Origin of the sequence: Pseudomonas sp. 5C2, assembly GCF_034314155.1 — a bacterium.
GTDB lineage: Bacteria > Pseudomonadota > Gammaproteobacteria > Pseudomonadales > Pseudomonadaceae > Aquipseudomonas.
In genome coordinates, this window is the sequence record NZ_JAVIWH010000002.1 from 788706 (window position 1) to 808498 (window position 19793).

At 58.9% G+C, this 19793-nt stretch carries 19 protein-coding genes; 8 read left to right on the top strand and 11 right to left on the bottom strand.

Translation table 11 applies throughout. The features are described from left to right. Positions 1–5 precede the first annotated feature (5 nt). From RGU44_RS04315 to RGU44_RS04325, 3 genes are all read right to left on the bottom strand, one after another. Positions 6–2090 (bottom strand): TonB-dependent siderophore receptor, encoded by a 2085-nt coding sequence (locus RGU44_RS04315; RefSeq protein WP_322215822.1) that lies wholly within the window; start codon positions 2088–2090, stop codon positions 6–8. A gap of 17 nt (positions 2091–2107) precedes the next feature. After that, on the bottom strand, positions 2108–2878 hold the full coding sequence (locus RGU44_RS04320) for an HpcH/HpaI aldolase family protein (protein WP_322215823.1): 771 nt from the start codon (positions 2876–2878) through the stop codon (positions 2108–2110). A gap of 127 nt (positions 2879–3005) precedes the next feature. Then, positions 3006–3788: an alpha/beta hydrolase gene (locus tag RGU44_RS04325; protein ID WP_407074627.1), complete on the bottom strand. Its 783-nt coding sequence runs from the start codon at positions 3786–3788 to the stop codon at positions 3006–3008. A 128-nt stretch (positions 3789–3916) separates the two neighbouring features. Here RGU44_RS04325 and RGU44_RS04330 point away from each other — a divergent pair, with 128 nt between their 5' ends. Both RGU44_RS04330 and RGU44_RS04335 read left to right on the top strand, forming a co-directional pair. Next, complete coding sequence (locus RGU44_RS04330) at positions 3917–5593, top strand: thiamine pyrophosphate-binding protein (RefSeq protein WP_322215826.1); 1677 nt, start codon at positions 3917–3919, stop codon at positions 5591–5593. Position 5594: 1 nt separating this feature from the next. Continuing rightward, positions 5595–6314, top strand: coding sequence for an alpha/beta hydrolase (locus RGU44_RS04335; protein ID WP_322179595.1), 720 nt, complete (start codon positions 5595–5597; stop codon positions 6312–6314). A gap of 42 nt (positions 6315–6356) precedes the next feature. On the opposite strand, the gene RGU44_RS04340 is transcribed toward RGU44_RS04335, so the two are convergent. Beyond that, positions 6357–6938 (bottom strand): hypothetical protein, encoded by a 582-nt coding sequence (locus RGU44_RS04340; RefSeq protein ID WP_322179594.1) that lies wholly within the window; start codon positions 6936–6938, stop codon positions 6357–6359. A 168-nt stretch (positions 6939–7106) separates the two neighbouring features. Continuing rightward, entirely contained in the window at positions 7107–8039 is a 933-nt protein-coding gene (locus RGU44_RS04345; RefSeq protein WP_322179593.1) for a LysR family transcriptional regulator, read from the bottom strand. 136 nt (positions 8040–8175) lie between these two features. Between RGU44_RS04345 and RGU44_RS04350 the strand changes: the two genes are divergently transcribed. From RGU44_RS04350 to RGU44_RS04375, 6 genes are all read left to right on the top strand, one after another. Further along, a complete protein-coding gene (locus tag RGU44_RS04350; protein WP_322215830.1) occupies positions 8176–8670 on the top strand; it encodes a DMT family transporter in 495 nt (164 codons plus the stop codon). A 2-nt stretch (positions 8671–8672) separates the two neighbouring features. Then, positions 8673–9146, top strand: a complete 474-nt coding sequence (locus RGU44_RS04355; RefSeq protein ID WP_322179592.1) for a DMT family transporter — start codon at positions 8673–8675, stop codon at positions 9144–9146. A 144-nt stretch (positions 9147–9290) separates the two neighbouring features. Continuing rightward, positions 9291–12182 (top strand): EAL domain-containing protein, encoded by a 2892-nt coding sequence (locus tag RGU44_RS04360; protein WP_322179591.1) that lies wholly within the window; start codon positions 9291–9293, stop codon positions 12180–12182. A gap of 198 nt (positions 12183–12380) precedes the next feature. Next, positions 12381–13718: a nodulation protein NfeD gene (locus RGU44_RS04365; RefSeq protein ID WP_322215832.1), complete on the top strand. Its 1338-nt coding sequence runs from the start codon at positions 12381–12383 to the stop codon at positions 13716–13718. Between the two features lie 2 nt (positions 13719–13720). Continuing rightward, entirely contained in the window at positions 13721–14479 is a 759-nt protein-coding gene (locus RGU44_RS04370) for a slipin family protein (protein ID WP_322179589.1), read from the top strand. A gap of 420 nt (positions 14480–14899) precedes the next feature. Beyond that, entirely contained in the window at positions 14900–15166 is a 267-nt protein-coding gene (locus RGU44_RS04375; protein ID WP_322179588.1) for a DUF2790 domain-containing protein, read from the top strand. Between the two features lie 112 nt (positions 15167–15278). Here the strand turns inward: RGU44_RS04375 and RGU44_RS04380 are convergent, their stop codons facing one another. The 6 genes from RGU44_RS04380 to RGU44_RS04405 all read right to left on the bottom strand — a co-directional run bounded on the left by RGU44_RS04380 (position 15279) and on the right by RGU44_RS04405 (position 19788). Further along, positions 15279–15512 (bottom strand): hypothetical protein, encoded by a 234-nt coding sequence (locus RGU44_RS04380; protein WP_322179587.1) that lies wholly within the window; start codon positions 15510–15512, stop codon positions 15279–15281. 161 nt (positions 15513–15673) lie between these two features. Continuing rightward, positions 15674–16411 carry a histidine utilization repressor gene (gene hutC, locus RGU44_RS04385; RefSeq protein WP_322179586.1) on the bottom strand — a complete coding sequence of 246 codons (738 nt, stop codon included), beginning with the start codon at positions 16409–16411 and terminating at the stop codon, positions 15674–15676. Next, the gene (gene hisC / locus RGU44_RS04390) at positions 16411–17547 is read right to left on the bottom strand and encodes a histidinol-phosphate transaminase (protein ID WP_322215836.1); all 1137 of its coding nucleotides are present in this window, start codon (positions 17545–17547) and stop codon (positions 16411–16413) included. Before hisC ends, hutC begins: the two co-directional genes overlap by 1 nt. Then, complete coding sequence (locus RGU44_RS04395) at positions 17544–18344, bottom strand: amino acid ABC transporter ATP-binding protein (RefSeq protein WP_322217743.1); 801 nt, start codon at positions 18342–18344, stop codon at positions 17544–17546. Before RGU44_RS04395 ends, hisC begins: the two co-directional genes overlap by 4 nt. Before the next feature lie 116 nt (positions 18345–18460). Further along, a complete protein-coding gene (locus RGU44_RS04400) occupies positions 18461–19132 on the bottom strand; it encodes an amino acid ABC transporter permease (RefSeq protein ID WP_322215839.1) in 672 nt (223 codons plus the stop codon). After that, the gene (locus RGU44_RS04405; protein WP_322179583.1) at positions 19129–19788 is read right to left on the bottom strand and encodes an amino acid ABC transporter permease; all 660 of its coding nucleotides are present in this window, start codon (positions 19786–19788) and stop codon (positions 19129–19131) included. The genes RGU44_RS04400 and RGU44_RS04405 overlap by 4 nt, the downstream gene beginning before the upstream one ends. Positions 19789–19793: the final 5 nt, after the last annotated feature.

Here is a 19793-nt window from a genome sequence, read left to right on the forward strand (position 1 = left end):
CGCAGTTAGAAGCGGTAATTTGCGCCGAGGGTGAGGGCGCGCTCCGGGGCCGGCTGGCGACCCCATGGGCTGGTGTCGATACCACGGAAGTAGTATTCGCGGTTGAGCAGGTTGCTGATGCCGACGGATGTGGTCAGCACGCTTTTGTCGTCAAGCTTGAATTCGCGCTCAAGCGCTGTGTTGAAGACCCAATAGGCCGGTAGCCTGCCAACCGATGCACTGGCGTTTTCCGCGCCGCTGTTGGCCGCATCGGTGTAGGCACTGCTGACGTAGAGGCCATCAAGGCTGTAGGTCCAGTGCTGGGAGAAGTGATAACGACCTTCGGCGTTGAACTGGTGTCTGGACGCGAAAGGCACTTCGTTGTCTTTGAAGTCACCGGCTCGCTGCTTGGCATCGAGGTAGGCGTAGCTGACATGCAGGTCCAGGTTCGGGGTCACCGACGGGGTCCAGAACAGTTCAGTCTCGATACCCTGATGGCGGGTGCTGCCCAGGTTCACGTAACGGTCGGTGGTGGCGTTGTACTCGATCTGATTATCGAAATCGATGCGGTACAGACCGACATCGACGCGCAAGCCTTGCCATGGCGTGTAGCGCACGCCGGTCTCGTAGTTCCAGGCGATTTCCGCGCCCACGTCGCCTTCCTTGACGATTTGGGTGATCTGCGGTGGACGCAATGAGCGCTGGGCGTTGGCGTACACGAACCAATCGTCGTTGGCCTGGAAACCCACGGTCAGGCCGGGCAACCATTCTTCGGCCAGGTTGCTGTGCTGAAAACCGGTGATCCCGTCGCTATAGTCCATTCGCGCGTTTTCGTAGCGAATGCCCGGGGTAATGGTCAGGCGTCGGTCGAGCAGGCTTATGGCGTTGCTCAGGTAGGCGGCTTTGGCTTCGTCGTTGAAATGCCAGTCACGGAAGACGCTGGTCACGCCAGTGCCGAGGGCTTCGCGATCAACCCGGTAATCGATGTCTTCCTTGACGTAGCGGGCACCCAGCACCCAGGTTTGACCGACCTTGTCACCGTCGATGCTCATGCTCAGGCGCGGTTCGCTGCCCCAGACCTTGAAGTCACGCGGACCGTCCTGCTGGGTCACAGCGGTACCCTCCGGGGTGAACGGCAGGCCAACAACGAAGTTGCGGTAGCTTTTGTGGGCGAAGTTGGTCCAGCTGAACTCGACTGAATCGAAAGGGCCCATGGCGCCAAACTGTTGCGTGTAAGTGCCCCAGACCCGGTCGGTATCGCCTTCGAAGCGGTCTAGGGGACGGGTCGACTGGCGCGGATCGTCCTTGTAGTCCTTGACACTCAGGGCGCCTGCCAGGTCCATATCGGCCGTGTAGTGCTGCACGCCAAAACTCAGTGAGCGGTCATCATCGATGTTCCATTGACCTCGCAGACGGTAGTTCTGGATGTCGGTATCGGAGTGCTCGCGGCCGTATTCGCCCTGAATGGTATTGACGTCCAGTTGCAGGCCGAAGTTGTCGGTCAGGTAGCCACCGGTCCCCAGGTAGGTGTCGAACAGTTGGCGCCCGCCGGCGGCGAAGGTGGTGCGCTCCTGAATAGTGGTCTGCATTTCATGGGGAATCGGCGCGCTGATGAAGTTGATCACGCCGCCGACATTGTTCGGGCCGTATTGCACTGCCGCGCCGCCGCGCACGATGTCGACGCGGTCGATTGTCGCCAGAGTCATCGGAAACAGCGACAACCCCGTCTGGCCATAGGGCGCCAAGGCCAGAGGAATACCATCGGACAAGGCCTGAATGCGTCCGCTTCGGCTCTCGTATAGACCGCGTACGGAAATCTGCGGCAAGGCGCCGGTGCCGGTCTCATCGAAAATCTTGACGCCGGGCACGCGCTGCAAGGCATCGTCAATCCCGCGGACACTGCCTTTCCTCAAGTCGGCGGCGTCGATCACGCTGCGGCTACCGGAGTAGGTCCGCACTTCCGGATCGCTGGCGGTACCGAGCACGTCACCCTTGATCACCATAGGGGCGAGCGAGTAATCGGCAGGCGGGTCGTTGGCCAGTACGGTTTGGCAGATGCTCAGAGAGAGCAGGCTGAAGGGAAACGCAAACAGATAGTTTGTTGTTTTCATCTGGACTTCGTTCAGGCTCAGTTGGGAAATTGAAGGCTGTTCAAGCGCGCTTTCAACGCGTTGTGCAGCAGGCCGCGGTCTTCGCCAGCGAGAAAGCTGCGAATCCCCCGGTCACGCCACCAGGCATGTTGTTCGGGCGAGCGTGGATTTGCGCAAAAGGGAACTTCAGCGGCGGCGCAGGCATCGGCCATGCCTTGCAGGGCTTGCCAGACACGCGGGTGCAATGGATCAGGACCCAGTTGCAAATCGAGGGCGAGATCGAGCGCGCCTTCGAGCACCATGCCAACGCCGGGCAGCGCGAGAATGTCGGGCAGGGCTCGAAGCCCTGAGGCGCTTTCGATCATCGGTACGATGGGGCGTTGGCGATTCGCCAGTTCGATATAGTCGGGCAATGACACATGGCCAAAACCAGTGATGCGACCGCCGCTGATTCCGCGCTTGCCCAGCGGTGGGAAATACGCCGCTTCCAGGGCGCGGGCGACTTCGTCGGCGCTTTCGACACGCGGCAGAACGATGGCTTCGGCGCCTGCGTCCAGCGCACGGCCAATCAGTTTGACGTCGACTTCCGGGATACGCAGCCAGGCCGAAATCCCTGTTGCTTCGCAAGCGCGTATGCAATGCATCAGCTCATCGCCGGACCGCAGCAGGTGTTCCATATCGAGAATGACGAAGTGATAACCGGCGCCGGCAATCATTTCGCACAGCAGGGGGGAGGGGACTGAATTGAGTAAACCGTAGACGCTTTCGCCGCCATTGAGGCGAGAAAAAACGGGTGACTTCCTGATCACTGGGCATATTCCGTAATGTGAAACATATCGCCAATGATAATCGTTATCGTTTGTATGTAAAGCTCTTATTTATCTAGGCGGATGCCCAAGGCCTGATTCTAGATGGCTGAAATGCCCAGCCAGGCCCTCATAGCCCGTCTCGCAGCATTTGCAAATACTGAGGGCTGTCGGAGATAGAGTTGTGGTCTTTGCCGGGGATTACCTGCAGCGTGGCCACGCCGTTGGCGAAGTGTGTGCGGAGTTGCTCCGTGCTGGCGCGGGGTATGATTTCGTCTTGCCCGGCCGCGATCAGCAGTGTCGGCACGGTGATGAGTGGTGCGTAACGCCAGGATTCAAACGTGTCCCGCATAACCCATTTCACCGGGAACAAGGGCATCCTGCTTTGGGCCAGTTCCAAGAGGCTGTTATAGGGGGTAATCAGGATCAGTCGCGATGCCGGGCGTTCGCTGGCGAGGCGAATGGCGACGCCCGAACCCAGGCTGCGACCCACAATCGTAACGTGAGGGTGGACAGCGTGGACCTTGTCGAACAAAGCGAGGGCGTCACGGTTAATCGACTCCTCGGAGGGTGAACCGGTGCTGCCGCCGAAGCTGCGGTAGTGGAGCAGATAAAGGGCCTGGTCCGGGAACGCTTGCGAAAACTGCAACAGGTTCAGGGAAACATCCTCGGCATTGCCCCCGAAGTAAATCAGCGCATTGGGGCTGGCGCGTGGCCAGACCGATACCAACACCTTCGCATCCGGTTGCGAGAGCTCAAGAACAGTCGAGGGGCTACTCATGGCGCGAGGTTGCGGGAAATAGATAAGCGAGCGCTGGAACACGAACAGCAGCACACAGGCCAGTACGTACAAAACAGCGGCTAATGCCAGCAGTGAAATCAGGATTCGCGCGATGCGGCTAATCGTTGTCATGAGCGGCAATCACCCTATAGAGTCAACCGTTCTGCTGAGGTTAGTCGAGTGTCCGCACTTGGATGCCTGGAATGTTTTTTTCGTCGCTCTGTTCCTGCCGGAAACCCTTAACAAGGAGCTTGAAGTCTATGCCTGAACTCATCGAACCCCGCAGCGGCGGGAAAATCCTGGTCGATGCGCTGCTGCACAATGCTGTGGACACGGTCTATTGCGTGCCCGGCGAAAGCTATTTGCCGGTGCTCGACGCCCTGCACGATGCACACGCCATCCGCACCATCGTCACCCGCCATGAAGGCGCCGCCTCGAACATGGCCGACGCTTACGGCAAGCTGACGGGGCGGCCGGGCATCTGCTTTGTGACCCGTGGCCCTGGCGCCACCCATGCGAGCAATGGGGTGCACACGGCCAAACAGGACTCGACCCCGATGATTCTGTTCATTGGCCAGATCGAAAGTGGCTTCAAGGGCCGCGAGGCCTTTCAGGAAGTCGATTACATCCAGATGTTCGGCGGCCTGGCGAAATGGGTGACCGAGATCGATAGTCTGGAGCGTATTCCGGAAATCGTTGCGAAGGCGTTCAGCATTGCACTCTCCGGGCGCCCGGGGCCGGTGGTGATCAGCCTGCCGGAAGAAGTGCTGTTCGGCAGCGGTCTGTGTCTCGACGCGTCGCCGGTCCGCGTTGCCTGCGCAGCGCCGGACCCGGCCGCGATGATTGAGTTGCGCGAGCTGCTCCGTGCCGCTCGCAAGCCCTTGGTGGTGTTGGGTGGCACGGGTTGGGATGCCGAGGCTTCCCGGGCGATCAAGCATTTCGTTACGGTGAACAACCTGCCGGTGGCGGCGTCGTTCCGTCGCCAGGACCTGTTCGATAACCGTGATCCGCATTATGTCGGTCAGTTGGGCCTGGGCATTTCGCCCAAGCTTGCCGAGCGCCTGTGCACCACTGACCTGTTGTTGGTGATCGGTTCGCGCCTCAGCGAAACTGTGTCCAATGGCTACACGCTGATCAAAAGCCCGGTGCCGACGCAGCCATTGGTCCACGTGCACCCCGATCCGCAAGAGCTGGGGCGGGTGTATCAAGCCCGATTGCCGATTGTGTCTTCCCTGCGCGGTTTTGCTGCTGCACTGACGCAACTCGAGCCGCTTGCGGAGCAGCCGTGGACGTCCTGGACCGAAACTGCGCGGGCTGATTACGTGGAGCATTCAACGCCGCCCCAGGCTCACCCGCAACTGGTCGGCGTGGACATGGCGCGCGTGGTTGCACATTTGAACGATGTACTGCCCGATGACGCCGTGATCAGCAACGGCGCCGGTAACTACACCGTCTGGGTTCATCGTTTCTACCGCTATCGGCAACCGGGCACTCAGTTGGCGCCTACCAACGGCGCGATGGGGTACGGTTTTCCCGCCGCGATTGCCGCCAAGCTACGCAACCCCGAGCGCACCGTGGTCTGCTTTGCCGGCGACGGCTGCTTCATGATGTACCCGCAGGAGTTGGCGACCGCCATGCAGTTCGGTGCACCGCTGGTGGTCATCGTAGTCAACAACGCCATGCTGGGGACCATCCGTATGCACCAGGAACGCGAGTACCCCGGCCGGGTGTTGGCGACCGACCTGGTCAACCCTGACTTCGTGGCCTTCGCCAGATCCTTTGGTGCTTATGGTGAATTAGTCGAGCGCACCGAAGATTTTGCCGATGCGTTTCAGCGTGCCCGGCAGGCGGGCGTTCCTGCGTTGATTGAATTAAGTACGGACCCACGGCAGATATCGCCCCAGGTGCGCCTCTTTGACGGGCCACGAGAGCATTGAAATGATTAAGCTTTGGACCGTGTTGTTTATGTTGGCATCGACGGCTGCCCATGCCGACACAACACTGCACACCGACCTGCCGTTGAGTTACATCGAGCAGGCCGGTCCCGACTCACACAATAAACCGCTTATTATTTTTCTTCATGGCTCTGGGAGCAATGAAGAGGACCTGTTCGACATAAAAGATCAATTGCCCGCCGACTACACCTATCTGTCGGTGCGGGCACCGTTTGAGGTCGAGTCAGACAGCTATCAGTGGTTCAACAAAAAGGCGGGCGAGGGTGATTACGATGGCGAGACGGATGAGCTGAAGAGCAGCGCAGGGAAGATCGTTGATTTCATCGCCAAAGCCACCGGGAAATACCACACCCAGCCTGACAAGGTGTTTCTGGTTGGTTTTAGCCAAGGGGCGATCATGAGCTATGAAGTTGCCCTGCGCGATCCCGAGGTCGTGCGCGGGATCGCGGCATTGAGCGGGAAGATTCTGCCGGTGTTGAAGTCTGAATTGAAGCCTGCCGACAACCTCAAACAGGTGGCTATTTTTATCGGTCATGGCACCGCAGACCGAAAGCTTCCTTACGCGGGTGCAACCGACGCAGAGACGCTGCTGCAAAGCCTGTCCCTGACCCCGGAGTTTCATGCCTATCCAGGCATTGGCCACACGATCAGTCAGACCGAAATAGTGGACCTGAACAGTTGGTTGCAGCAGATCAATCAATGATGCCTGGAAGCGGAGCCTCACTCGCTTCACAGGCGCATCACCTCATTGACCACCGACGATTTGCTTGATCAGTTTATCGTGCCCAGCCTGGTCGTCCGCGCGGAATATGACCTGAACCACCGACATGTGAGTGCCCGACCCGGCCAGGAAAGTGGTGCTGAGGGTCCTGCCGCCGCCCATGGTGGCGGTGCTGTCGATCTGGCGCACGCCTAGACCTTTGAGGGTCAGTTTCTTCTCGCTGAGCTTCTTGAAATCAGGCAGTCCTGCACTCTGTTGTTTGAGAAAGCCGGCAACCGCGCCGTCGAGAAAATCAGCGTCATTGTCTTTCGCGTTCACCCCAGCCTGCAGAGGGTGTTCGACGGCGATGACCACGCTCTTCGTCGTTTTATTGACGTACATCGTTCCGGTCTCACCCGCAGTGCCGCTGGCTTCATCGCCTGCGGGCAATGGGTTGGCCACATAGCTGTCGGGAAGTTTGAATTCGAATTTTCCGCTGAGTGTCGATACTGTCTGCATCGCCGGTTTTTGTTTGGTCGGCGCAGTCGCCGCATAGCTGTTTATACCGCCCAGACTGGCCGCCATCGCCAGGATCAAAACAGCGGCCTTTTTAACGAAAAAAGACATTTAATCTCTCCTGATTGATTGCGCGCAGCGCCTTGTGGGCGTCGAAATGAATGACGCCACCGCGCATTGATGGGCTGGTGAAGGTGCGAAAATACCCTGCGGAACTATTGCAGGGAAGTAAAAGCTGCCAGGAAGTAAAAGCACACGGCTATCCGAAGAACACACCGTTCAACGATCCCAATAGGGTGTCGGTCCAAACCGCTCGACAAAGAAATCGATCACTGTTCTGACTTTGACCGAGAGGCGTCGGCTGGTCGGCCACAGGGCCGCGATCTGTTGGGGTTCGAGACTGGTCGATACGTGAAACTCGCTCAGTACCGCTTGCAGCGTCCCTTTGTGCAGTGCCTCGCCAATCAGCCACGAGGGAAACATGACCAGGCCCATGCCGAGTTCGGCGGCCTGGGTCAGGGTTTCGGCGTGATTGCCGGTCAGTGGGCCTTTGACGGTGTAAGGCACCCAGTTGTCCTGGCCAAGGCGAAAGAACCAGCGCTGCTGGCCGGTCATGCCTTTGTAGGCCAGGCACTGATGCGCCGCCAGCTCATCCGGGTGCTGCGGTGTACCGTGGCGTGCCAGGTACGCCGGGCTGGCGGCAAGCCGATAGCGTTGCGGGGCGAGGATGCGCGCCTGCATGCTCGAGTCATTCAGGACGCCGATGCGGAACAGCAAGTCCGCGCCTTCCTGCAAAGGGTCAACGAATGTATCGGTCTGCTGCACGTCGAGTTGCAACTTCGGATAGCGGCGGCACAACTCGGCCAGCCCGGGCGCCAGATGCCGTTGGCCGAAGACCACCGGTGCATTGATCCGTACGAGACCGCTGGGTTCACTGTCCTGCTCCTGCAAGGCCCGCTCGGCTTCCTCCAGTTGCGCGAGTACCAGGCGGGCATGATGTTCGAGCAATCGCCCCGCCTCGGTCGGCGTAACGGCGCGCGTATGGCGATACAACAGTTGTTGTTGCAGCGCGTTTTCCATCACCTGGATTTGCCGCGAAATCGAGGAGGGCGCCACACCTTCACGGCGCGCAACTTCGGAAAAACTCCCTCGATCAAGCACGGCGACGAACAGGCGCAGCGCCTTGAATCCCAACTCGTTGAAGCCGTGCATGATTAATCCTGCTGTGCGGGTTGCGCAAAAGTACTTTGTGAATAGTCCCATTTTACGCAAAGGACGATCAACCCATACTTCGTGCCCTCGCCAAGGCCTTGGTCTTGCACCTCGATTTTTGTAGAAGGCGCACCTGATGCACGTCACACCGCTGGAAAACGCTGTACTTGAAGATCAGGACCGGCACGCCCGGCTGAAAAAGTTGCTGCTGCTGCCGCTGGTGATTCTCGCGGGCATGGGCCTGTCGGTCGAAGCCGGATTGCTCGGCCCATTGGGTGTGCAGGTCGGGCACTTGTGGGCAACCCTGAGTATCTTTGGTGTCGGTGCCGCCCTGCTGTTTTTGCTAACGCTGCTCAGTGGGCCGCAACAGGGGCCCGCGTTGTCTGAGTTGCCGCGCTGGCAATTGCTGGGTGGCTTCCTTGGGCCGATGTATGTGGTGGTGCTGACAGTGGCGACGCCCCACATCGGCATCGCGATGACCATGATTGCCATTCTGTCCGGCCAGGTGGGTAAAAGCGTGTTGATCGACCATTTCGGCTGGTTCGGTGCGGCCCGCAAGCGGGTCAATGTTGAACGCTGGGTGGCCCTGATACTGATTCTGGTGGCACTTATTCTGATTGCGCGAGGTTGATGATGAACGTGACTCTATTGTTGATTCTGGTGGTGGCTGCTGGCGCCGTTCTAAGCATTCAGGCCGCCATCAATGGTCGTCTTGGAGAGGCTGTGGGTGTATTGCGCAGCAGTTTGCTGACCTTCGTAGTGGGCGCGGTGATCACCGCACTGCTTATCCTGTTCTTCGAACCCGCGCATTCCATCAGCGTGCTGGATGTGCCGAAATGGCAGCTGGGCGGTGCCTTTTTCGGGGTGATCTACATGATGGTGATGGTCGGTGCCGTACCACGGGTGGGTACGGCTGTCGCGACCGTTGCGGTGATCGTCGGTCAACTGGGCATGGGCATGTTGATTGATAACTTTGGCTGGCTGGGCAATCCCGCCATCGAGTTGTCGGGCAGCCGTATCCTGGCAATGGTCTGCCTGGGACTTGCCTTGGTGTTCATGTACCGCAGCAGTGCGGCCGCGCCGGAATCCGCCGATAAAGCGCAATGAACTAAGTTGTTATTGGAGGGGGCCGTACAAAAACATATAAAACAATTGAAATACAGCGCGATAAGCTTTAAACAAAAGGATTGTTAGCACATCGATTACTACAAATAAGATGTGTACCGCCAGTTTCTGGCTCATGGAACGCAGATGAGTTTCCGTCCTTTGACCGACACCTTGGGGCAATCAAATGATTGCGGCGATGTCGCCTCTCAAACTATCGGCAGCTCGGGCGGCGCCAGGGATGCGATTGAAACGCTGTTGGCGGCAGCTCAGAGCTGGAACCACACAACGTCATGGGTCGTGTACAGAGCCGGTGAGCAAATGCACCGGGTGGGGCAGGGCGATCCGCAGGTGCAATGGCCTGCCAGTATCGCCAATGACGCGTTCGATGCTTTTTGCGTCGCCTGGAAACTGCACCGTTGGCCAACGGGTAGTGGCGAAAGCGCACTGGGTTGGCTATTGGCGCCACTGGATGACGCCGCAAATCCTGCTTTGGCCGACTTTGCCCTGCGTCTGGGCCTTCAGGTGCAGACCGATACGCTGGCTCGGGCACAAATTACCCAACGTGTGCTGTATGAAATCACCTACCTGGCCAGCTCCACACGTGAGCGTTCGGTCTTTCTGGTCGGGGTTCACCGTTTACTCGCGACGCTGATCGACGCCGAGAATTTTTACCTCGCGCTCTACGATGCTCGCAGCGGCAAAATTACCTACCCCTATTACGTCGACATCATTGATGTTGATGCACTGGAAGCCGAGAACTACGAATTTCTCGATCCCACGCACGTGTCCTTGACCGGGCAGGTACTGACCAGCGGCCAGCCATTACTGATCGACGCCGCCGGTATCCGTACAGCCCAGGCGCAGGGTCGATTTTTTTGTGTAGGCCATCGGCCCGAGTTCTGGATGGGCGCGCCGCTTAAAAATGCATCGGATGATGTGTTCGGCATGTTGGCGATGCAGGTGTATGACGTTTCGCGCGTTTACAGTGCCGAGGACCGGGCGCTGTTCCTGGTCGTTGCGCGGCACGTGGCCATGGCGCTCGACCGGATTCTGCACCGTGCCGACCTAGAAGAAACGGTGTTGCGACGCACGCTGGAACTGTCGGAGCTCAACAATGCACTGCGTCAGGAAGTGGCGGACAGAGAGCGTGCTGAACACCTCCAAAGTGCGCTGTTTCAGATTGCCGAACTCTCGAGCCAATCCGGCGACATGGAGGAGCTTTTTCAGCGTCTGCACGGGATCGTGGGCGATCTGTTGTTTGCGAAAAACTTCTACATCGCGTTCTTCGACGACACGACCGCAGAGGTCACGTTTCCTTACTATGTCGATGAGCGACAGACGGCGCGACCATCGTCACGACGCGGTCAGCGTGGGTATACCGAATATGTGATATGCCAGCGCCGGCCGCGTCTGATTGATCGAGATGAAGCCTTGAGGCTGGAGAGACTCGGCGAAATCGAAATTATCAACGAGTCCACCCGATCTTATTCCTGGCTTGGCATCCCACTGTTCGATGGTGACGTGGTTCGTGGCGTGCTCGCGGTGCAGAGCTATACTCCTGAGGTGAGCTATTCACAGCGCGATCAAGAGTTGCTGTCCTTCGTGTCGCGTCATATCGACACTGCGTTGTCGCGTCGTAGCGCTGCCGAAGCGATCCACGCGGCCAACCTCAAGCTCGAAGCGAGGGTTCAGGATCGCACCCGCGCACTCGACCACGCCAATGCCAAGTTGCAACACGAGAACTCCCACGACGCCTTGACCGGTCTGCCAAACCGCGGCTATTTGCAGCAGCGCCTTGATGTGGCATGGATTCAGTTTGGCAACGACGGCCTGCCGCTCGCCGTGATGTTCATCGACCTTGACCGCTTCAAGATGGTCAACGACAGTCTCGGCCATCACTTTGGCGATCTGTTACTGATGCAGGCGGCTTATCGTTTGCGCAGCTGTCTGCGTGAGAGCGACCTGCTGGCGAGGCTCGGCGGCGACGAGTTTGCGGTGCTTGCGCCCGATGCACCACTCGATGCGGTGGTCGATATAGCCGAGCGGATTCTGGCTGCGTTCGACCTGCCATTTTTTATCAATGGCCATGAAGTGTTTTCCTCCTGCAGCATCGGTATTGTCAGCGCTGACAGTCAATTTCACCATGAGCCGGCCGACCTGTTGCGCGATGCGGACATGGCGATGTATCGGGTCAAGAGTGGCGGTCGCGACAGCTATGCCGTGTTCAATCAAGAGGTGCGGCGCGAGGTGTCGGACCAGGTCGAGCAGGAAGGCGCACTGCGTAATGCACTTAAGCGCACTGACGAACTGGTGCCCTATTTCCAGCCTATCGTCTGCGTGAGAACTGGCGAGTTGGTCGCGTTAGAAGCGCTGATTCGCTGGCACCAGCCTGACGGCCGGGTCATTGCCCCAGGCCAGTTTCTACCCGCTGTAGAAGGCCTGCGCCTGATCGGACGACTCGACCTGTACATGCTGACCAGTATCGTCGTCATTCTGGCGCAGCCCGAACACGCCCACTGGCCGCCCGTACATGTGAACTGCTCCAGTTACAGCATGACCCGGCCGGAGCTCGCCAGTGAAGTGCTGACGCTGCTCGCCCGACACGGGGTCGCACCGTCGCGGATCTGCCTGGAACTGACCGAGGGCGCGCTGGTGGCCGAACCGGACATTGCGCGGCAGACCATGCAGCAACTGGCCGACAATGGTATGTCGGTGGTGCTTGATGACTTCGGCGCGGGGTTTTCGTCACTGAGCTATGTGCACCAGTACCGCTTCAGCGGCCTGAAAATCGACAAGTCATTCATTCTCGAACTCACCGCCAGCCCGCGCAGTCGCGCCATCGTCAGGGCCATCGTGCGTATGGCCGAATCACTCGGCCTCTCAGTGGTGGCCGAAGGCGTGGAAGACGTCGAGACCCTCGACCTCCTGCGCGAAATGGGGGCTGGTCAGGCTCAGGGTTATTACTTCGCCAAGCCCATGGCGCTGAACGAATTGATCCAGACCTCAAAGGCTCCAGGGACCTGGCGGCTGGGGTAAAGAGCAAAGCACTCGCGGGGATACCCCACGCGCGGGCCTGTTTGTCGGACAAAGTCCTCTGCCGAGAACGCCTTTAGCTTGATCGGTAACCTTGGCGTGCGCATGCGCTGGTGAGTCCCCCCTTAAACCCATCCGTCCGGGGCTGGCGTCAACTAAAATGACAGGTGACAGTCGGCGAGACATGTTTGGGAGGTTTCTGTGAGCAGTCGTTGGTGGCGCAATACAGTGCTGTTGATGTGGCTGCTCGGGGTGCCCGTGGGGGCGACTGCTGCAGACGGTTTGGTCAGGGTGTTGGCGGTGGATGATGTGATCGGCCCGGCCAGCGCCGAGTACGTGGTTAATGGTTTGGCCCGGGCTGCGGACGAGCAGGCTCAGTTAGTGGTGCTCACCATCGATACCCCTGGCGGGCTGCAAAGCTCGATGCGGGTGATTGTGCAAGCTATTCTCGCTAGCCCGGTGCCGGTGGTCAGTTATGTGTGGCCCAGCGGTGCCCGTGCGGCGAGTGCCGGCACGTATATCCTCTACGCCAGCCATATCGCGGCCATGGCACCGGGCACCCATCTGGGCGCCGCCACACCTATTCAGCTTGGCGTTCAGCCTGCGCCGTCAGAATCTCCCGCAACCGACACCGAGACGCGCAAGCAAATCAGCGATGCGTCAGCTTTTTTACGTGGGCTGGCTCAATTGCGCGGGCGTAACGCCGAATGGGCCGAGCAGGCGGTACGTGACGCTGTCAGCCTGACTGATTCTGAAGCCGCGAAACTTGATGTCATTGAGTACCGTGCCAAGGATTTGAGCGATCTGCTCGGGCAACTGGACGGCAAATTCCTGAACGTGGAAGGCCGGAATGTGCAGTTGCATACCGCGAATGCGACGGTGATTCACGACGATCCGGGCTGGCGCATCCGCGCCTTGGCGATCATCACCAATCCCAATGTAGCGCTGGTGCTGATGATGATCGGCGTGTTCGGTCTGATTTTCGAGTTTTTTAACCCTGGCTCGGCAGCTGGAGGTGTCATCGGTAGCATTTGTTTGCTGCTGGCGATGTATGCCTTGCAATTGTTGCCAGTGAGTTATGCCGGTGTCGGTCTGATCATGCTGGGGATGGCGCTGATGGTGGCCGAGGCGTTTCTGCCGAGTTTCGGGGTGATCGGTTTTGGCGGCATTGTTGCTTTCATCGGCGGCGCGACGATGTTGATGGACACCCAGGCCCCTGGATTCTCGGTGGCGTTGCCGTTGATCATCGCGATGGCAGCGGTCAGCGCCCTGTGCCTCATCGGTTTGGTCGGGGTGGCGCTCAAGTCCCGGCAGCGCCAGGTCGTCAGCGGTGACGCGGGCCTGGTCGGCAGTATGGTCACGATAACCGCATTGCAGGCGGATGACCCCTTGGGCGGTTGGGTGCAACTGCAAGGTGAAAACTGGCAGGTGTTGAGTCAAACACCGTTACGGCCCGGTCAACGGGTCCGGGTAGTGGCGCGTCGTGGCCTGCTGCTGGAGGTCACGGAGGTGCCGGATAAGCCTCAACAAGGAGACTGATCATGTTTGTGCAACTGGGTTTTGGCGCGCTGGTGTTGCTGTTGGTACTGCTGGCGCTTTCTACCTTTCGTATCCTGCGTGAGTATGAGCGAGGGGTGGTGTTTCAGCTGGGGCGATTCTGGCAGGTCAAGGGGCCGGGCTTGATCCTGCTGATTCCGATGGTTCAGCAGATGGTGCGGGTCGATCTGCGTACGGTGGTGCTGGATGTGCCGCCGCAGGACGTGATCACCCGGGACAACGTTTCGGTGAAGGTCAACGCAGTGCTGTATTTTCGGGTGCTTGATCCGCAACGGGCGATCATCCAGGTCGAAGACTTTCTCATGGCCACCAGCCAACTGGCGCAGACCACGCTACGGGCCGTGCTGGGCAAGCACGAGCTGGATGAGCTGCTGGCCGAGCGTGAGCGGCTCAATGTCGATGTTCAGAAGGTGCTCGACGCACAGACCGATTCCTGGGGGATCAAGGTGGCGAACGTCGAGATTAAACACGTCGACCTCAACGAGTCGATGATTCGTGCCATCGCCAAACAGGCAGAGGCTGAACGTGAGCGTCGGGCCAAGGTGATCCATGCCGAAGGCGAGTTGCAAGCCTCGGAGAAGTTGGCAGAAGCCGCTGAGGTGCTGGGCCGACAACCTGGCGCCATGCAACTGCGCTACATGCAGACCCTGAGTGTGATTGCCAACGACCGCACCTCGACGATTGTCTTCCCATTGCCCATTGAGTTGCTTAAGGGCATGGCCGACCTGTCGCCCAAGGTGTGAGGGCAAGATGTACACCTGATGCAACTTCCGACACGGCCTCAATGAGCATCAGGTGATGGCGAGGCGGGTGGCACGACCGTGTGTATCAGTGGCACCGTTGCGCCCTCCGCTTTGAACCCGCACAAGGGGGGGAAGGGCGATTGGGACGAAGATGTGTGGACGTGTTCGAGGGCTACGCCGTATTGCGTATTGTCTTTGTGGGCAGTCACTGAGTTTAACGGAGTGCGGGGTTATTGTTACCAAAACAGCACATAGTCTTTATCAGAATAGGCACTGTAAGTAAGCACCGTTGCCGCCTACCCTTCACCTCACTAACCATTGAAACCCGAACAGACACGTTGATCACTCACGCCTGCAAGATGAAATTGACGTGTCGTGAGTTCGGCTGCCTGTCGCACCTAAAGTGAGAGGGATGTAAAGATGAAAGCGTCACTGCTGTTTTTATTAGCCTGTGTGTCTGCAGTCAGCATGGCCGATGAAAAACATGAAGGGACTGCCCAGCAACAGCCTGCCGTTGAACACTACGACTATTCAATGAAACCGGACATTGCGAAGGTCCTGTCAATTTCCGATGCCCGAGGGGGCTGTGAAGCGGTTCCGGTGCAAATGAACTACCTGGACTCTGCTGGCAAGGCACATATCCTTGAATACTTGGTGATGGGTACCGGTTGCTCTAATGGTGGATAGGCCATCGTCGGGTGCGCTTTGATAAAAGCTATATGACCTGATTTATAAAAAAGGCTCTGTGATACAGAACCTTTTTTATCGGTATGTTTTTTGGTGTTCAGGTCGCTGATAGTTAGGCGGACAGTTCTGTCAGTCGTTGGCTGCACGCGTCATCAAACGCCACATAAAGACGCTCCGCGATCTGACTTTTAATGCACTTGCCGCTCTCCAGTCCCAGGACGAATCCTTCAGCTTTGCCCCCAGCGCGATTCAAATCATCGGCCGTACCTGCTTGGGTAATGGCGTCCAGCAGCTTCTCGGCGTCGGGTCCCACGCCTTTTGGTAACACGATCCCGTCGAGGCTCATTGTTCGACCCCTTGCTGTGGATGCCGGCCATCAAGTCGGCCTGAATGCATGCGGTGTTGGTCGGTCATGGTGATTCCTTAGCGTAATCGGGCCCTGCGTGAAACCACAGGCCGTGTCGATGGTAGGCCAGCGCCCGGCTAATGGCGAGCGATTGAGCGGGGTCAGCCGTCGCGGTACGCACCGTTGACGTGCAGACGGCTGCCGAGTCGATAGCGTGATGAGGGATGAACCAGGCGTACGTAAGTGACAACCTTGCCGCCGCACCAGGTTCGACGCATCAGCACCAGGCAGGGTTCGTTGGCGTCGATCTGCATGTATTTGCTTTCGTCGTTGCTGGGGTGACTGGCTTCTACGATGTGTTCCATTTCGTCGGGGTGGATCACCTGTAGCAGGTACCGGGACGCTTGCAGGTGTTCGCCGAATGTTTGCTGAATGAACTCGGGCGCCAGCTCGGGGTTGACGTACCGGTCCTCAAGTTGCACCGGCACGCCGTCTTCACAGTGCACGCACAACAGGTGAAACACCGAGGTGCCGGTGGACAACGCCAAGGCAGCGGCCACGGCCATTGAGGCGGCTTCGCGCCCCAGATGCAACACATGGCAGGAGTACCGGTGGCCACGGGCGGTGATTTCGTCAGCGATGTTGGTGATGCGCAGCAGGTTCGATTGCGGCTTGCTCTTGGCGACAAAGGTGCCGACCCCTGAGACCCTCACCAGATGGCCTTCCTCGGTCAGTTCGCGCAGTGCCCTATTGACGGTCATGCGCGACATGCTCAGTTCCTGCACCAGACGGTTTTCCGAAGGAATCAAATCGCCGGGCTTCCATTCGCCGGAGCGAAGTTTGCCTTGAACAAAGTCCTTCGCCCGCTGGTAAAGGGCCTGCGGTGCGGCTTTTATCATCAGGCGCTCCGCACGTGTTGTTGGGTGAGGACGCTTGCCAAGGCCTCAAGAAACAGGTCGTTATCCTCACGACTGCTGACGGATACTCGCAAATACCGGGTATGCCCGGCCTCACGCCAGGGTTTGATGATCACGCCCAGGTGTAACAGCGCCTGGTTGACGGTCTCGGCGGCAAGGGGTGTGGAGAAAAACAGGAAGTTGGCCATCGACGGCACACTGACGATGCCCAAACCCTGCAGCGCAGTGGCCATTCGTCTACGTTCGCCGGCGACATGTTCGAGGGCCGCGTGCAGGTGCTCATCATCGGCCAATGCCGCAACCGCCGCAGCCTGGGCCACGCGGTTGATATTGAAAGGCGTGCGCAGGCGATCAATCAGGTCTGCCAACACGGGATCACTGACGATACCGTACCCGATGCGCAGACCAGCCAGCGAGTAGGCTTTGGAAAAGGTGCGCAGCAAAATGAAAGGTTTAGCGCTGTCTTGGATCAGGCCCAGGCAGTCCGGGTACCCGGCTTCATGTTGCGCGTATTCGTAATAGGCTTCGTCGAGCACCAGCAAACAGTACGCAGGCAATGCCGCGAGCAATTGCTGCAGTTCATCGGCGTTTAGGGTGCTGCCGACCGGGTTGGACGGGCAGGAAAACATCAACAAGCGCGTACGCGGCGTCAGTGCAGCAATCATTGCCGCTACGTCGAAGGCGCCGTCGGCGGTCATCGGTACGCCCACAACCCGGGCGCCTGCGGCCATCGGATAGATGAAGTGCAGGCCGAAGGACGGCACCACAGTCACCACTTCATCGCCGTGGTCGAGAAACACTCGGCTAACGATACTCAGGAGATCCTCCGAGCCATTGCCGAACACCAATTGATTACCCGGCACCCCGAGCTTTTTCGAGAGGGCGGTGCGTAACGTCAGGGAGCTGGCGTCCGGGTATAGGGCAATTTCGCTGCACGCCTGGGCCATGGCGGCGGCCACGGCAGGTGCCGGGCCGAGCGGATTTTCATTGCTGCCGAGTTTGGCGACGCGGGTCAGGCCAAAGCGTTTGCGCACCGCCTCCGAGCTGAGGCCGGCGTTGTAGCTGGCAAGGTCGCGTACTTCGGCGCGAGCCAGCAGGTTCAAATCGGTCGTGCTCATGCCGGGTTCGCTTCTTTGCTGTCCTGCCAGAACGCATTGCGGTCCAGGTAGTTCTGCAAAAACTGCTGTAGGCGCGGGTGTTCGGCGTTATGAAATATCTCGTGCGGCGTGCCGCGCGCGACGACTTCCCCCTGATCGAGAAACACCACCGAATCGGCCACTTGCGCGGCGAAGCCCATTTCATGGGTGACCACGACCATGGTCATGCCTTCTTTGGCCAGGGTTTTCATGACGTGCAACACCTCGCCGACCAGCTCCGGGTCGAGGGCCGAGGTCGGCTCATCGAACAGCATGATGTGCGGCTCCATGGCCAGGGCTCGGGCAATCGCCACACGCTGTTGCTGACCACCGGAAAGTTGGGCTGGATAAGCATCCGCCTTGTGGGCGAGGCCAACTTTATCGAGCATCGCCATGGCCCGCTGCCGCGCATCGGCGGCAGACAGCTTACGCACGCGCAGCAACGCTTCACTGACGTTGCCCAGTGCGGTCATGTGCGGCCACAGGTTGAACTGCTGAAAGACCATGCCGACATTGCGCCGCACCAGATTGATCTGGGATTGCGCAGCGCGCTTGCGGCCTTTGCCGTTGTCTGGCACCCAGCCAAGCAGTTTTCCCTCAATATAAATCTCGCCTTCGTCGTACTCTTCGAGAAACGCCATGCTGCGCAGCAGGGTACTTTTACCCGAGCCTGAGGGGCCGATCAGACACACCACTTCAGAGTGCCGGACCTGCAAGTCGATACCCTTGAGTACGCGCAATGGACCGAAACTTTTGCCGACGCGGTGCAGTTTCAGCATCGGCTCGCGGTTGTCGGAGAGTGCTTCGGGAGTTTTCATCGCTTCACCTGATTCTTGCAAGGCTGATAAGTGCGTGGGTGCCAGGCGTGGGTCTGTGGCGGGGCGGAGGGCATTGTTCATCGCGGTTGCTTCTGCATGAAACGCCCGACCCGCACTTCAAGCAGCATGCCCAACCGTGAGCACGCTTCCACCAGCAACAGGTAACCAATGCACAGCACCAGCAGGGTTTCGACAAAGGCGAAGGTTTCCGAGCCGATGCCGGTCAGGACCATGGTCAGTTCGGGGATGGTGATGATCGACAGCACGGCGGTTTCCTTGCACAGGATGGTCACCAGATTGACCAGTGCCGGGAGGATGATCACCAGCATTTGCGGAATCTGAATACGCGTGATGCATTGCAGGCGGCTGATGCCCAGGCAGTCGGCGGCTTCCAGTTGGCCGCGGGCCACGGATTCAAAGCCGGTACGGAAAATCTCGGCGAAATAGACACTGCCATAGATGCCCAGGCCGAGGATGCCGGCCGGGATGGGCTCCAGGCTGAGACCAAAAGACGGCCCGCCGTAATACACCAGAAACAGCTGGACCAGAAACGGCGTACTTCGAATCACCTCGATGAATACGCGCAGCGGCGCGCGAACCAGGGTGTTGCCGAACAGCTGCGCGACGGCGATCAGCATGCCCAGCATTAATCCAAGGACAACACCGGCAGACCAGGTGCCGAGGGTGACCATGAAACCCTGGCCGATGTCACCGAGGTGCTCGGTGATGATCCTGGGGTCGAAAATCATAGGGCTCGCTTCTTCAGATGGCGTTCCAGCAGGCCACCACAAAATGCCAGCGGAATGTTGATCAGGCAGTAGAAGCCAGCCAGCATCAGGTAATCCTGAACGAACATGTAGTCACTGGCCGCTATGTTCTGTGCGGTACGGGTCAGGTCGGCCAGACCCACTACGGATACCAGCGACGATGCCTTGATCAGCAGAATCATTTCATTGACCAGCGCCGGCAGGGTCAGGCGTACGGCTTGAGGCACGCGAATGCGCACCAGCATTTGTCCTGCGCTCATGCCCAGCAGGCCGGCGGCTTCCAGTTGCCCGCCGGGAATGGCGAGAAAACCACCGCGCATGATCTCGGCGATATAAGCCCCGGCCGCTAGCGACAGGCCGATCACTGCCGCCACCATGGGCGAGACGTTCGGCAGGCCGATGCGCGGCAGGAAGTAATAGATGAACAGCAATTGCACCAGCAGCGGAATGCCCCGGAACACGAATATATAGGCGCCACCCAGGCGTCTTAACAGCGGCACGGGTGACAGCCGCAAGCTGCCGACGATCACGCCGATGACAAAACCAAAAACCAGTGCCGCGACCGAAACCTCAAGGGTCACCAGCAAGCTGTTCAGCAGTAACGGCAGGTTTTGCAGCAGTAAAGGCCAATCGAACATCGTCG

What these genes read in the sequence shown, in the direction of transcription:
- RGU44_RS04375 (WP_322179588.1), top strand. Translation starts at nt 14,900, where the DNA reads ATGAAAGCGTCACTGCTGTTTTTATTAGCCTGTGTGTCTGCAGTCAGC.
- RGU44_RS04345 (WP_322179593.1), bottom strand. Translation starts at nt 8,039, where the DNA reads ATGCACGGCTTCAACGAGTTGGGATTCAAGGCGCTGCGCCTGTTCGTC.
- RGU44_RS04335 (WP_322179595.1), top strand. Translation starts at nt 5,595, where the DNA reads ATGATTAAGCTTTGGACCGTGTTGTTTATGTTGGCATCGACGGCTGCC.
- RGU44_RS04325 (WP_407074627.1), bottom strand. Translation starts at nt 3,788, where the DNA reads ATGACAACGATTAGCCGCATCGCGCGAATCCTGATTTCACTGCTGGCA.
- RGU44_RS04315 (WP_322215822.1), bottom strand. Translation starts at nt 2,090, where the DNA reads ATGAAAACAACAAACTATCTGTTTGCGTTTCCCTTCAGCCTGCTCTCT.
- RGU44_RS04405 (WP_322179583.1), bottom strand. Translation starts at nt 19,788, where the DNA reads ATGTTCGATTGGCCTTTACTGCTGCAAAACCTGCCGTTACTGCTGAAC.
- hisC (WP_322215836.1), bottom strand. Translation starts at nt 17,547, where the DNA reads ATGAGCACGACCGATTTGAACCTGCTGGCTCGCGCCGAAGTACGCGAC.
- RGU44_RS04340 (WP_322179594.1), bottom strand. Translation starts at nt 6,938, where the DNA reads ATGTCTTTTTTCGTTAAAAAGGCCGCTGTTTTGATCCTGGCGATGGCG.
- RGU44_RS04330 (WP_322215826.1), top strand. Translation starts at nt 3,917, where the DNA reads ATGCCTGAACTCATCGAACCCCGCAGCGGCGGGAAAATCCTGGTCGAT.
- RGU44_RS04350 (WP_322215830.1), top strand. Translation starts at nt 8,176, where the DNA reads ATGCACGTCACACCGCTGGAAAACGCTGTACTTGAAGATCAGGACCGG.
- RGU44_RS04360 (WP_322179591.1), top strand. Translation starts at nt 9,291, where the DNA reads ATGAGTTTCCGTCCTTTGACCGACACCTTGGGGCAATCAAATGATTGC.
- RGU44_RS04400 (WP_322215839.1), bottom strand. Translation starts at nt 19,132, where the DNA reads ATGATTTTCGACCCCAGGATCATCACCGAGCACCTCGGTGACATCGGC.
- RGU44_RS04380 (WP_322179587.1), bottom strand. Translation starts at nt 15,512, where the DNA reads ATGAGCCTCGACGGGATCGTGTTACCAAAAGGCGTGGGACCCGACGCC.
- RGU44_RS04355 (WP_322179592.1), top strand. Translation starts at nt 8,673, where the DNA reads ATGAACGTGACTCTATTGTTGATTCTGGTGGTGGCTGCTGGCGCCGTT.
- RGU44_RS04370 (WP_322179589.1), top strand. Translation starts at nt 13,721, where the DNA reads ATGTTTGTGCAACTGGGTTTTGGCGCGCTGGTGTTGCTGTTGGTACTG.
- hutC (WP_322179586.1), bottom strand. Translation starts at nt 16,411, where the DNA reads ATGATAAAAGCCGCACCGCAGGCCCTTTACCAGCGGGCGAAGGACTTT.
- RGU44_RS04395 (WP_322217743.1), bottom strand. Translation starts at nt 18,344, where the DNA reads ATGCTGAAACTGCACCGCGTCGGCAAAAGTTTCGGTCCATTGCGCGTA.